Origin of the sequence: Cytophaga hutchinsonii ATCC 33406 (assembly GCF_000014145.1) — a bacterium.
Lineage (GTDB): Bacteria > Bacteroidota > Bacteroidia > Cytophagales > Cytophagaceae > Cytophaga > Cytophaga hutchinsonii.
Window position 1 is genome coordinate 2,079,100 of record NC_008255.1, and the last position, 12,005, is coordinate 2,091,104.

Consider the following 12,005-nt stretch of genomic DNA (forward strand, 5'->3'; position numbering starts at 1 on the left):
GCATTAAATTACTGTAACTAAAAACGCCCATGATTTAAATCATGGGCGTTTTTAATTCTATGCTTTTCTAATTTTATTCCTACGCATCTGAAACTAACCTTTCAGGATACGTAATTTATCGTTCAGTTTTTTCAGCTCTGCTTCTGCTTGTCTGATTTTTTCCATTACCTGATCTTTCAATGCAGAAGCTTTAGGAGAATTGGCAAAGAACGCCATGTTATTATTATATTGTTCAATTTCAGATTTAACAGCAAGTGCTTTACGCTGCAGGTCTTTCAATAAAGATTCTACGTTTTTGCTTCCGCCCTGTTTTACTTCAATCTTTAATTGTAACTTTTCTTTTGCTTCCGCATCCAATGGCATCTTATCGATCATTGACATCAAAACGGTAAGAAGTTTTTCCTGGATTATCTTTTTATTGTCCATCGGCACATAACCAAGTTCTTCCCATTTCTGGATATACCCGAATAAGGTATCTTCTGTTTCGGCGATGCCTGCCTTCGCTTTGGCTTCAAGTTCCGTTAAGTAGGCCTCCTTCGCTTTTAAATTTTCCAGCAAGGCTGTTTCTGCCTGTACTTTAAGTTCGCGCTGCTGTTTGAAAAAATAATCGCAGGCATTTTTAAACCGTTCGTAAATACTGTCTTTGTATTTAATCGGTACCTGCCCGATCTTAGCCCAATCCTTTTGCAATTGAATCAACTGTCTGGATGTAGCCGCATAGTCTTCATTGTCTTTTAATGCTTCTGCCTTTTCGCAAAGTTCTGTTTTCTTCTCTAAATTCTCTTTACGTTTTGCATCCAGCTTTTTAAAGAAGGCATTTTTATTTGAAAAGAATTTTTTACCCGATGCCCAGAATGCTTTTGATAATTCTTTTAATTTATCTTCCGGCACCTGCCCGATCTTCTTCCACTCTTCCTGTATATGCAGTACAGCATCTGATTTTTCTTTCCAGTCGTCTATCTTTTCAGAAATAAAATCTTCATATTCTTTTAGCTTTTCAATCAATGCTGTTTTCAAAACATAATTTGCTTCTTTCTGTTTTGAAAATTCTTCTAAAAAAGCCTGACGTTTTACATGAATCGCATCGCTTACTGCTTTTAATTTAGCCCAGATCGATTCATGATCTTCTTTCGGAACAGGACCAATATGTCTGAACTCTTCCTGCAACTTACGCATTTCATTGAATGCATGCTGCACGTTTGTATGCGCCAGTAACTGTTCTACTTTTGCAACAAGCTCCTGTTTTAACGTTAAATTCTTTCTTCTGTCGAGTTCTTTCAGTTCAAAATACATGCTCCGGTTGTTATAAAACATATCCGTCAAAGCCTGGTATTTTGCCCAAAGCTCTTTAGCTTCTGTAGCAGGCACGGGACCTGTAGCCTTCCAGGTTTCCTGTATTTTTTTAAACTCCTGAAAAGATTGTGCACTTTCATCTGAAGCAATGATAGCACGCATTTTTTCAAGCAAACCATTTTTGGTTTCTAAATTTTTATGCTTATTTTTTTCAAGCTCTGCGAAATGGGTTGAAATTTTGTCTTTCAGTTTTGAATAAACGGCTTCAAAAGCAAGAGAGGTTTCATCTTTACGGTATTTAAAATCTTCTGCCAGACTTCCGTCTTCCAGGTATTTCTCTAATGCAATATGCTGCTCCTGATCAAACAAATGATCGTAATGAATACGAATACTTTTAAGATTTGAAGACACCTCCTGATAGTTATTTTCAAGCTGTATATTTTCTAAAAATTTCAATAATTCAGCTTTCGAAAACTGACTAAAGTCTTCTTTGTGCACTTCTTCGTTACCTGCTAATTCTACTGAATCGTGCAATTGAAACTCATTATTCAATTCCTCTGAAACACCCATTACAATTTATATTATTTTATGTATATACTAGTTGAAATTAATTTAACCGCGGATCAATCGGATAATTAGAAAGGACTTTGTAATCTCCCCCCATGCTGCGTAAAACATTTTGCCACATCGATTCCGGATTTTTAACAAACATATCTTCTGAATTAATATCGGCAATGATCCAGGAATGCTTTTCCAGTTCGTACTCTAACTGATCTTCTCCCCAACCCGAATATCCTAAAAAAAAACGACAATTATCAAGTTCTAAGGTACCTTCTTGAATCAATGTTTTTAAATGTTCAAAATCACCTCCCCAATACAAGTCATCTTTGATATGAACCGAGTCTTTCAGTATGGCTCTATCCTGTCTCAATAAAAAAAACAGAGAATCCTGGGCTACCGGACCACCTAAAAATAAGTTTTGTTCAAACGTTAGCTGTTCCTCCAACACCGAATTGATTGTTAAGGTCGTTGACTTATTCAGCATAAAACCGAACGCACCGCTGTCGTTGTGTTCACACAACAATACCACACTCCGCTCAAAAGTGGAATCACCCAGGTATGGTTCCGAGATCAGTATTTTTCCTTTTGTTAACAAAATGATATGCGTTGTTTTTTGCTGTATTCAATATCGAAAAAATTGGCAATGATGAAAAAAAGAATGGCTATTTATTATCGTTTTCATTTAATTTCAAAATAAAATATTACTATATTCATATTCCTCCACGTACTTCCTGACCGAATATATCATTATGAGACCGAATGTAAGCGTAACGCTTTTAGCTGTAAGCCTATTGACTGTTGGATTTACTTCCTGCAGAAAATCCAGACACAACCACGATCCACACCCGTATCCATATACAAGCGTACTACCGGATACCAACCGTTTTGCCATCCCATATACCTATTACATGGTTAACGGATATACAACTTACTATTATCCCAATTCCAATATCATTAGCAGTCAGGGTAATTATCAAAATGGTTCCCCAAGCGGTTACTGGAAACAGTATTATCCGAATGGCCGGTTAATGAAAGAAGGTAATTATTCAAACGGCCAGCTTTCGGGAAACTGGATCTTTTATTATTCATCAGGAATAAAAAAGGAAGAAGGTAATTATCAGAATAATATAAAAAGCGGTAACTGGGTATACTACTATGAAGATGGAAAAATCTCTTCGCAAGGTAATTATTCCAATGGTGCTAAAGAAGGTCAGTGGAGTTATTACAATCCGGACGGCACGCTTAGCAGTACAATCTCTTATTAGTTAAAACTGCATGTTCTTTTAATACGTATATTTGGGTATGAAAACGAATTTAGCTGATATCAGAAAAGAGTATTCAAGCCGAAGCCTGGATACAAAAGATATTCTTCCTTCCCCGGTAGAACAGTTCCGTTTATGGCTGAATCAGGCACTGGAAGCCGGCGCGCTGGAAGCAACAGCAATGAACCTGGCTACGGTAAATGAAGCCGGTAAGCCAGCATCAAGAATTGTTTTATTAAAAGGAATTGAACACGGCAGCTTTGTATTTTATACCAATTATAAAAGTCACAAAGGCAGCGACATTACACACAATTCATTTGGTGCATTAAACTTTTTCTGGCCCGAACTGGAACGACAGGTACGTATTGAAGGAAAGATCACTAAAGTTTCACCGGAAGATTCAGATACCTATTTTAACAGCAGGCCCTATCAAAGTAAAATTGGTGCATGGGTATCGGATCAAAGTAAAGAAGTTGCCAGCCGGGAAGAACTTGAAAGTAAGATTACCTATTACGAAAATAAATATCCGGAAGGTTCTGTTGTACCCAGGCCAGCACACTGGGGGGGATATACACTGAAGCCAGCATATTTTGAGTTCTGGCAGGGCAGACCAAGCCGTCTGCATGACCGGATTGTATATGATCTGGAAGGTGATATCAGATGGAATGTGTTCAGGATATGCCCGTAATGCTTAAGGCAAAAGGCTTAATGCCTAAAGTAAAAAGCATTATCGCTTTAAGCGTTAAGCTTAGAGTAAATCAAAGAGATCCGTTACTCCCAGCTGCTTCTCTTTTGTAAACCCTTCACCATATTCAACGCCAATAGCATGGCCGAATTCACGTGCCCTCGATTCAATGGAACGTAAAAATGATTTTCCGGAAATGTATGTTTGCGGTTCGTTGTTACCACTTGTTTCAGGTGTATAAAACTGTGATTTGAATGCCAGAATGCATTCCATTTTTTTATCCCAGTGTTTGCTTATATCAACAATAAAGTCGGGCTGAATGTATCGGTCCTGAATATAATGATATACATTTTTAGGTCGCCAGGCTTCCTGTTTATTACCTTCCCACTCCGTTTCAATTTTTATCAGGCCGGATAAAAAGCAAGCTCTTGATTGCAGTTCTGAACCATTACCATGATCCGGATGCCTGTCGTGAAGCGCATTACACAATACAATCTCAGGCTGGAAATGACGGATATATTTAGCCAGTGTTACACAATGTTCTTTATCTGATTCAAAAAAACCATCTGCAAAACCGGCATTAAAACGTGCTGTTAATCCCAATAACTCAGTAGCTGCAGCCGACTCTTGAGCCCGTATTTCTGCTGTGCCGCGTGTCCCTAATTCGCCTCTGGTTAAATCAACAACAGCAACTTTACGACCCAATGCTATTTGGTTTAAGATCGTGCCGGAACAGGCTAATTCAGCATCATCGGGGTGTGCTGCCAAAACGAGTATATCAACTTTGTTCACCATGTTTAGCGGATCCGTAACCGGCGACCGGCGCGGATAACAGTTTTGGTGGAAATACCATTTAATTTACAGATCTGTGTAACAGATACACCGTATCTTCTGCTGATTGTGCTGATCGTTTCTCCTGAACGTACCGTGTGGTAATATACCTTGCGGGCTTCCTTTGCATAGGCATAATGCTCAGGTTTTAAAGAGAATACCGAAGAACGTAAGGTATGCTTCGGAAAATCATACATGTAAATCGGGTTAAACGCATTACCGGCATAACGCACTTCAAAGTGTAAATGCGGTCCGCTGCTTCGGCCTGTATTACCGCCCAAACCAATTACCTCTCCTGCTTTAACAATCTGTCCTACTTTTACATCCTGTCTGCTTAAATGTGCATACAAAGTTTCAAATCCATTGTAATGCCGAACAAGAATGTAATAGCCGTACCCACCGGAATTGTATTGTACAATCCGTACAATACCGTCATAGCAAGCCATTACAGGATCACCTACTTCCAGATCGAGGTCAATACCATAATGCCAGCGGCTGCCACGCATACCAAAACTTGAGTTGGTTTTACTTGACGTTAATGGCATAGACCAGTAATGGCCCATGAGAGAGTCATACAAATGGAAAGCAATGGTATCTTTAAAATCGGCCGGGTCTATTTTATATGGATCAATGGAACGTGTATCCCAAACAGAATAGTACTGGGCAATGGTTACCCAGGAAGAATCCACTCGCTGTTGTTCTTCAACTTCAACAACTACAAATTCTTCATCGCCAACTTCTTCACCTTCCTGCCAGGAAGCTGTATCTTCTTCCAATACAGACCAATCCTTCTCTCCGTCAAAACTGTAATTAGATTGCTCACCTCCGGCAATGGTATCAACAATATCATCGGTAAAGAGAATATCGTTCATGTCCGGAGTTTTATACTCAATGGCAGGTGCCTGAGTTTTATCAAAATCTTTATCCCCTTTTTTGGGCGTTTTTCCAGGAACCTGTGCTTGTACAGTGAATAAAAACCCAAAAAAGAGAATAAATAGAAATATACGCATGCTTTATTGTTTACGCGGTGACAGCTTCTTTTGCTGCTAAATATCTTTCTGCATCTAAGGCTGCCATACAGCCTGTACCGGCTGCTGTAACTGCCTGGCGGTATACGTGATCCTGTGCATCTCCACAAGCAAATACACCTTCGACGTTTGTTTTAGATGTTCCCGGAATTGTTTTGATATAACCATTTTCATCCATATCAATCCATCCTTTGAAAATATCTGTATTGGGTTTGTGACCGATCGCTACGAAGAAACCTGTTACCGGAATTTCACGTGTTTCCCCCGTAACATTGTTTCTCACGCGCATGCCTTCCACATCTTCTTTACCTAAAATTTCATCTGTTTCTGTACTGAACAGCACTTCAATGTTTGGTGTATTTAATACACGTTGCTGCATAATAACCGAGGCGGCAACGAATTTATCTTTACGTACCAGCATATATACTTTTTTGCAAAGCTTTGATAAATAACTCGCTTCTTCACAAGCCGTATCACCTGCACCTACAATTGCAACTTCCTGTCCCCGGAAAAAGAATCCGTCACAGACAGCGCAGGCAGAAACACCGCGGCCATTCAAACGTGTTTCAGATTCAATACCCAGCCATTTAGCTCCTGCTCCGGTAGATATAATGATTGTATCCGCTTCCAGTACTACCTTTTCATCAACAGTTACTTTATGAACCGGACCGGTAAAATCTACCGAACTGATAGTACCATAACGAATATCTGCACCAAAACGTGTAGCCTGTGCCTTAAAATGTTCCATCATCTCCGGCCCCATTACGCCATCCGGATATCCCGGGAAGTTCTCAACGTCATTTGTGATCATTAACTGACCACCTGGCTGAGCACCCTGATACATGACAGGCTTTAAACCTGCACGAGAAGCATATATCGCTGCAGTATATCCTGCAGGACCTGAACCGATAATTAGACAATGTACTTTTTCTACTGACATAAGCGCTTATAATATTAGAGTTTTCAATTTCGTGATTTTTGTCTTTTTAAACAAAACATATAGCAATTGAGTAAGGTTCTGTGGAAAAAAGAATATTATTCGCCCTAATAACGAGCAGAATAGAAAAAATCAGCTAAAAAAAACATTTCAGTCCCTGTATCTTTTTCAATTGGTACGGATTATGTAATAAACCTAAGTATGAAAACACTATTTTACATTTTCCTCTTTGTTATTGTTAGTTTGGTCTCCTGTACCAAACAGACAATTACCCCTATTGAAACGTATTCGGCAGATAAGAAAATGAAGATTGAATTATCGGCCAGCCGCACCAGCGCCTTGGATGCCTGGATGATTGAAATAGCATTAACACACAATGGAACTGTAAGTAAAATTTATCAGGAATTTTATGCCGATGAAGTTTCTAAAAAAAATGTAGTGTTTGAATGGAAAACGGATCGTTCCTGTGTAATACATTTAACGCAGCGAGACGGCGTAGTTATTCACGTACCTATAACTGTACATGAATAATACGCTGGAAAAACACCGGTATGGAAATCGATATGCTTCCTGGTTTATTGCTCAAAAGCTCTTGGAGGTTGTTCTCTTGTCTGCCTGTTTTATTCAGTGCAGTTCACAACCTGTTCGTGAAGAAAATTCCATACCGCCTGAAACAGAAGGCCTCACGCACATAACCAATTACGATACGCTTACCAAAACCATTCATGTGCTGGTTGCCTTATGTGACAATACGTATCAGGGTATCGTACCGGTGCCCGCAAAGATTGGTAATGGACAAGATCCTTACAATAATTTATATTGGGGCTGCGCCTACGGCATTAAAACGTTTTTCAAAAAAAGCAGCGAATGGGTATTAGTAAAAACACAAAAAAAAGATAGTATTCTTCTTGAACGATTGGTTTTTAAACATGTGTCTAAAAATTATTATCTTGTTGCAGATGCCTACAACGGTAAGTATATAAAAACATGTACTGAGGATTTTTTATCGGCTTGTGCCGGCCAATACAAAGACACGCTGCATATAAATAAAACCCGTATCGGAATACATGGCAACGCCGGGCTGATAGCCTATATCGGCCACGATGGACTAATGGATTTTCAGCTGGAAAAAACAGTTAAAAACGCTGATTATAAAACCCGGGACTGTATTATTCTGGCGTGTCTGAGCAGAAATTATTTTTCTGCTCAGATAAAAGCAACACAGGCCAACCCATTAGTCTGGACAACCGGGCTGATGTGCCCCGAAGCATATACCCTGCACGATGCCCTTACAGGTTATGTGAATAATGAGTCGGATGAAGCGATCTGCAGCCGCGCTGCACTTGCTTATGCTGCGTATCAGAAATGCAGTGAAAAAGCTGCCCGTAAATTATTGGTAACAGGGTTTTGAGTGTACCAAAAGAACATGTATATATAGTAAGCATAAGAATATTACTTTAAAAACAGGTACATATTTTTCTCTTTTGAAAACTGTTTGTATTTTTAACCTGTAATACTTTTTTGTTTTTCATTGTTTTTTCCATTAACACTTTTCAATCATGCTAGCGATCAAAATTATTTTCCAGTTACTGTTTACACTTCTTTTCAGAAGAAAGAAACTGCCTGAAACCATTGATAAAATAGATATTCAGCTTACACAAAAAGTATCCGATGCCGAACGGCTAAAGACGGTATCGTTATTAAATAAAATTTTCGGAACACGCATTGTACGTTGGATCATGGAATTTTTTCTTTGTAAAGCATCCAAAGGAGAATTCATTGAAATAAATAATGCAGATTTTATAAAACGATACCAGCGCTACATTCCGGAAACAGATGAACGGATCAGCTGGACGAACTGGGCCAATACTCAAAAATCTCAACCGCTTAAATATTACATTCCGGGTAATGGCCCGCATGTTAAGGTTATTGAAACATACCAGCAGCTTGGCGACTATGATTTCAAAGGCTTAAAGGAAATTCAGGGAATCGTAACAGATGCAGAGGAAAAAGGTTTACGTGTGCGTTGTGTTGCTTCCGGGCATTCATTATCAGACATTGCTGTAACAGGTGATTTCATGATTAGTACAAAAAAAATGACTCGTCCGCAGCGTCGTGCAAATCAGCCTTATATCAAAGAAAAATTCCGTAATGGCTATACTTCCTATATTCACAAAGATACGCAGGTTATTCCGGAGAAGCGCTATTTATTTGAAACCGGCGCTGGTACACTGCTGGAAGATCTGAAACAGATCCTGGAAAAAGAAGGTCTTGCATTTGCCAATATGGGCGGCTCAGACGTGCAGGGTTTTATGGGCGCTGCGTCCACATCTACGCATGGATCGGGAATCGGATTAAAACCGTTTCCGGATATGATCGCATCCATGGTGCTTGTGGGAAGCCATGGAAAAGCGTATCGGCTTGAACCGGCCGATGGCATTACTGATCCCTCGGTATATGCCGCTTCTGAAGAATATCAAACCCATGGCATTGAACTGATACAGGATGATGATTTGTTTTATTCATCCACTGTATCTATGGGCTGCTTTGGCGTTATCTTTTCTGTTGTGATTGAAGTTGTAGATTTTTATTACCTTAAAGAAGAACGGATACCAGGTACTTGGGAAGAAGAACGCCAGAAATTGGCATCCTTAGGTTTAAATTATATTCGTAAGAACCGCCACTTTGAATTGGCTGTAAACCCGTATCCGGTAAATGATAAAGGAGAACTGGATAAAGTAAACGGTAAAAGATATTGCATTGTAACCACGCGGAATATTATACCTAAACCCGCGGCAAAGCAGGATAATACGTCTTCAGAAAAACGGAATTTTTTATCTTCCCTGGCATCCGGCTTGTATTTCGTTGGTTCGATTTCAGTATTTTTATTTAATAAAAAACCTGCCAATATTCCGCGCTCCATTTCCAGTTCATTAAAGCGTATTGTTGACTGTGACAAACAAGGCGGAGGATATTCCGATAAGTATTACAATGTGCTTAATCAGGGTTTGCTTGAAATGAAATTTTTCGGGTATGCTTCTGAAATGGCTTTTACCATGCAGGATGATACCTACCTGAAAGCTATAGATAAAATTCTGGATGAATCGGTACGCATGGCAGAAGAATATGGACAATACAATCCAAGCCCGATTGCCATAAGGTTTACCGATGACTCGCATTCCTATCTTTCAATGATGCATAATATGGCAGCATGCAGCATTGAAGTTGTAAGTTTAAAAGGCTTCATAGGAGGTGAAAATTTTCAGCGCCGCATTGAAAGAGAAATGATTGCTTTTAATGGAAGACCACACTGGGGATTACATCTGGAAAGCCTGTCCTTTGACCGGATTGAAAAACTATATCCCAAATTACCGGTATGGTTGCAGGCATATAAAAAATTCAATCAATCACGTGTGTTTAATAATTCGTTTACAGACCGTACAGGCATATCTGCTGTACTTGGACAACAGGAAGCATTTTTGGAATAAAACATACGAAAAGTATTATTAAAAAGCATATGAAAAGAAATACAAATAGCTGCTTTAAATGAACTATATTGAAATTGTAACTTCTTTTGAATAAATTATATGTCTTTAACAACTTCTTATATATTAATGTCCTGTTCAGCAGAATTTATGAATAAAGGATTACAGCATTCATTTAAATACGGCTTCATAAAAAAAGGCGTTGGTATGATCCGTATTGATGAAACGATTAATGAACGTGGTGAATTTAAAGAAAAACCTCACGCTACCGATAAGATTCCATTTGATCTGGACCTTACTCAAGAAAACGGTTCTGATGATATACGTCTTGAAATGACCAGGCTTTATAACGATTTATCGGATTACTCATATCTTTCGAAGGAATATAAAATATCTGTCCATAACAGTTCATCTGATAAAGAATATACAGTTATATTTAAAACAAGTGGTAATGAACTGTTTGTCGGAGAAAATAAAATACCTGTAAAAATAACAGAAGAATCATTGTCATCGTTGTGCGCAAACATTCACTCCTATTGATTTATTAAGATAAGACAAAAAAATAAAACGCTCCGCAAGGTAACTGCAGAGCGTTTATTTTTATTTCGATATTCGACGTAGCATTATCTATAAATGTTCATTTTCTTCTTTCGGTCCTACAACTGTGTTCACTACTTTATTTAATGTTAAGCCCTGAACAAGAACTGAAAAAATGACGATGCAATAACAACAGCTCAAAATAATTTCTTTATAAGCAGAATTCGGCAACGACAATGCAAGAGCGATAGAAATCCCTCCCCGCAAGCCTGCCCAGGTTAGTATAGAAAGACTTGTAAGATTGATCCTGCGTAGTTCAAAGAAGGCATTTAATGTAACGCTCATCATCCGTGCCAACAAAATAATAATGATAGAGCACGCACCGATCAGCCAGTAATCTGCCAGGAAAGGTAAAACCAATAGTTGCAATCCAATCATAACAAACAGAATGGTATTGAGTACCTCATCCATCAAATGCCAGATACTGTTAAAAAATTCGCTGCCCTCATGTTCTTTACTGAATTTATCGTTACCGATCATTAAGCCAGCAACTACTGCCGCCAACGGAATAGATGCATGCAGCCTGCTGCCAACTAATGAAATACCCAATACAACAGCAACAGATATTAAGAATATTGTCTGGTAATCACGGATAGGTTTAATTAACTGATAACCCACAACACCAAACGTAAGTCCAAGCAAAATACCACCCAGCACTTCTTTAACAAAAACCTGCAGTGTTTCAGTAAAAGAAATATCCGGACCGGTTTGTTTTGCAACACCCAGCAGCGTTACAAAAAGAATCAAACCAAGTGCATCATTAAATAGTGATTCTCCGGATATGATCGTTTCAAGCCGTGCCGGTATTTTTGTTTTTTTTAGAATTGATCCAACAGCAATCGGGTCTGTTGGTGATATGATAGCCCCAAAAGTAAAACAATAGATTAAAGGGATATGAATATTAAGCAATAAAGACAATCCATAAAACATTGCTCCGAATGTGCCTGCTGATACCAATACACCCAGCGTACTGAGGATAAAGACAGGGCGTTTTAATACATTCAGTTTCTTATTATCAAGCTGGAGTGCAGCTGCAAAAAGCAAAAAACCAAGCATTACATCCAACAGCACTTTCGAAAAATCAATGTTATACGCAAGCCGTGTGATCACATTAAAGCGTTCATCTCCGATTTTCCCTATGATCAATACGGCAAGGGATACCATTACAGATATCGTCATAACTCCAATCATGGCGGGCATCTTGAAAAACCGTTCATTGATGTAGGAGAACAATGCGCTGATTATAATAAGTACAGTGATAACAGTTAAGATGTCCATATCAGAATTTAAATATTCTTATGGAAGTTAATTAATTAAACGTTTTTT

At 38.7% G+C, this 12,005-nt stretch carries 12 protein-coding genes; 6 read left to right on the plus strand and 6 right to left on the minus strand.

The window, feature by feature from the left end; translation table 11 throughout:
- Positions 1–93: 93 nt before the first annotated feature.
- Both CHU_RS08655 and CHU_RS08660 read right to left on the minus strand, forming a co-directional pair.
- Positions 94–1,863 carry a DUF349 domain-containing protein gene (locus CHU_RS08655; protein WP_011585156.1) on the minus strand — a complete coding sequence of 590 codons (1,770 nt, stop codon included), beginning with the start codon at positions 1,861–1,863 and terminating at the stop codon, positions 94–96.
- 37 nt (positions 1,864–1,900) lie between these two features.
- Entirely contained in the window at positions 1,901–2,449 is a 549-nt protein-coding gene (locus CHU_RS08660; RefSeq protein WP_011585157.1) for a YqgE/AlgH family protein, read from the minus strand.
- A gap of 154 nt (positions 2,450–2,603) precedes the next feature.
- Between CHU_RS08660 and CHU_RS08665 the strand changes: the two genes are divergently transcribed.
- A complete protein-coding gene (locus tag CHU_RS08665; protein WP_011585158.1) occupies positions 2,604–3,119 on the plus strand; it encodes a toxin-antitoxin system YwqK family antitoxin in 516 nt (171 codons plus the stop codon).
- A gap of 37 nt (positions 3,120–3,156) precedes the next feature.
- A complete protein-coding gene (gene pdxH, locus CHU_RS08670; protein WP_011585159.1) occupies positions 3,157–3,804 on the plus strand; it encodes a pyridoxamine 5'-phosphate oxidase in 648 nt (215 codons plus the stop codon).
- A gap of 60 nt (positions 3,805–3,864) precedes the next feature.
- Here pdxH and bshB1 read toward each other — a convergent pair whose 3' ends face one another.
- Genes bshB1 through trxB form a run of 3 tightly spaced genes read right to left on the minus strand, consistent with a single transcriptional unit; the run spans position 3,865 to position 6,600 of the window.
- Positions 3,865–4,596, minus strand: a complete 732-nt coding sequence (bshB1, locus tag CHU_RS08675; RefSeq protein ID WP_011585160.1) for a bacillithiol biosynthesis deacetylase BshB1 — start codon at positions 4,594–4,596, stop codon at positions 3,865–3,867.
- Positions 4,597–4,598: 2 nt separating this feature from the next.
- Positions 4,599–5,642, minus strand: a complete 1,044-nt coding sequence (locus tag CHU_RS08680) for a M23 family metallopeptidase (protein WP_011585161.1) — start codon at positions 5,640–5,642, stop codon at positions 4,599–4,601.
- A gap of 10 nt (positions 5,643–5,652) precedes the next feature.
- The gene (gene trxB, locus CHU_RS08685) at positions 5,653–6,600 is read right to left on the minus strand and encodes a thioredoxin-disulfide reductase (RefSeq protein WP_011585162.1); all 948 of its coding nucleotides are present in this window, start codon (positions 6,598–6,600) and stop codon (positions 5,653–5,655) included.
- A gap of 198 nt (positions 6,601–6,798) precedes the next feature.
- Between trxB and CHU_RS08690 the strand changes: the two genes are divergently transcribed.
- The 4 genes from CHU_RS08690 to CHU_RS08705 all read left to right on the plus strand — a co-directional run bounded on the left by CHU_RS08690 (position 6,799) and on the right by CHU_RS08705 (position 10,622).
- A complete protein-coding gene (locus tag CHU_RS08690; RefSeq protein WP_011585163.1) occupies positions 6,799–7,128 on the plus strand; it encodes a hypothetical protein in 330 nt (109 codons plus the stop codon).
- Positions 7,121–8,008 (plus strand): hypothetical protein, encoded by an 888-nt coding sequence (locus CHU_RS08695; RefSeq protein WP_011585164.1) that lies wholly within the window; start codon positions 7,121–7,123, stop codon positions 8,006–8,008. The genes CHU_RS08690 and CHU_RS08695 overlap by 8 nt, the downstream gene beginning before the upstream one ends.
- A gap of 148 nt (positions 8,009–8,156) precedes the next feature.
- Positions 8,157–10,085: a D-arabinono-1,4-lactone oxidase gene (locus CHU_RS08700; protein ID WP_011585165.1), complete on the plus strand. Its 1,929-nt coding sequence runs from the start codon at positions 8,157–8,159 to the stop codon at positions 10,083–10,085.
- 147 nt (positions 10,086–10,232) lie between these two features.
- Positions 10,233–10,622: a hypothetical protein gene (locus tag CHU_RS08705; protein ID WP_143144044.1), complete on the plus strand. Its 390-nt coding sequence runs from the start codon at positions 10,233–10,235 to the stop codon at positions 10,620–10,622.
- A gap of 87 nt (positions 10,623–10,709) precedes the next feature.
- On the opposite strand, the gene CHU_RS08710 is transcribed toward CHU_RS08705, so the two are convergent.
- The gene (locus CHU_RS08710; RefSeq protein WP_011585167.1) at positions 10,710–11,957 is read right to left on the minus strand and encodes a cation:proton antiporter; all 1,248 of its coding nucleotides are present in this window, start codon (positions 11,955–11,957) and stop codon (positions 10,710–10,712) included.
- Positions 11,958–12,005: the final 48 nt, after the last annotated feature.

Bases quoted from the DNA above. Each gene is read 5' to 3' on its own strand.
- CHU_RS08655 (WP_011585156.1), bottom strand. From the start codon at position 1,863: ATGGGTGTTTCAGAGGAATTGAATAATGAGTTTCAATTGCACGATTCA.
- CHU_RS08665 (WP_011585158.1), top strand. From the start codon at position 2,604: ATGAGACCGAATGTAAGCGTAACGCTTTTAGCTGTAAGCCTATTGACT.
- pdxH (WP_011585159.1), top strand. From the start codon at position 3,157: ATGAAAACGAATTTAGCTGATATCAGAAAAGAGTATTCAAGCCGAAGC.
- bshB1 (WP_011585160.1), bottom strand. From the start codon at position 4,596: ATGGTGAACAAAGTTGATATACTCGTTTTGGCAGCACACCCCGATGAT.
- CHU_RS08680 (WP_011585161.1), bottom strand. From the start codon at position 5,642: ATGCGTATATTTCTATTTATTCTCTTTTTTGGGTTTTTATTCACTGTA.
- trxB (WP_011585162.1), bottom strand. From the start codon at position 6,600: ATGTCAGTAGAAAAAGTACATTGTCTAATTATCGGTTCAGGTCCTGCA.
- CHU_RS08690 (WP_011585163.1), top strand. From the start codon at position 6,799: ATGAAAACACTATTTTACATTTTCCTCTTTGTTATTGTTAGTTTGGTC.
- CHU_RS08695 (WP_011585164.1), top strand. From the start codon at position 7,121: ATGAATAATACGCTGGAAAAACACCGGTATGGAAATCGATATGCTTCC.
- CHU_RS08700 (WP_011585165.1), top strand. From the start codon at position 8,157: ATGCTAGCGATCAAAATTATTTTCCAGTTACTGTTTACACTTCTTTTC.
- CHU_RS08705 (WP_143144044.1), top strand. From the start codon at position 10,233: ATGAATAAAGGATTACAGCATTCATTTAAATACGGCTTCATAAAAAAA.
- CHU_RS08710 (WP_011585167.1), bottom strand. From the start codon at position 11,957: ATGGACATCTTAACTGTTATCACTGTACTTATTATAATCAGCGCATTG.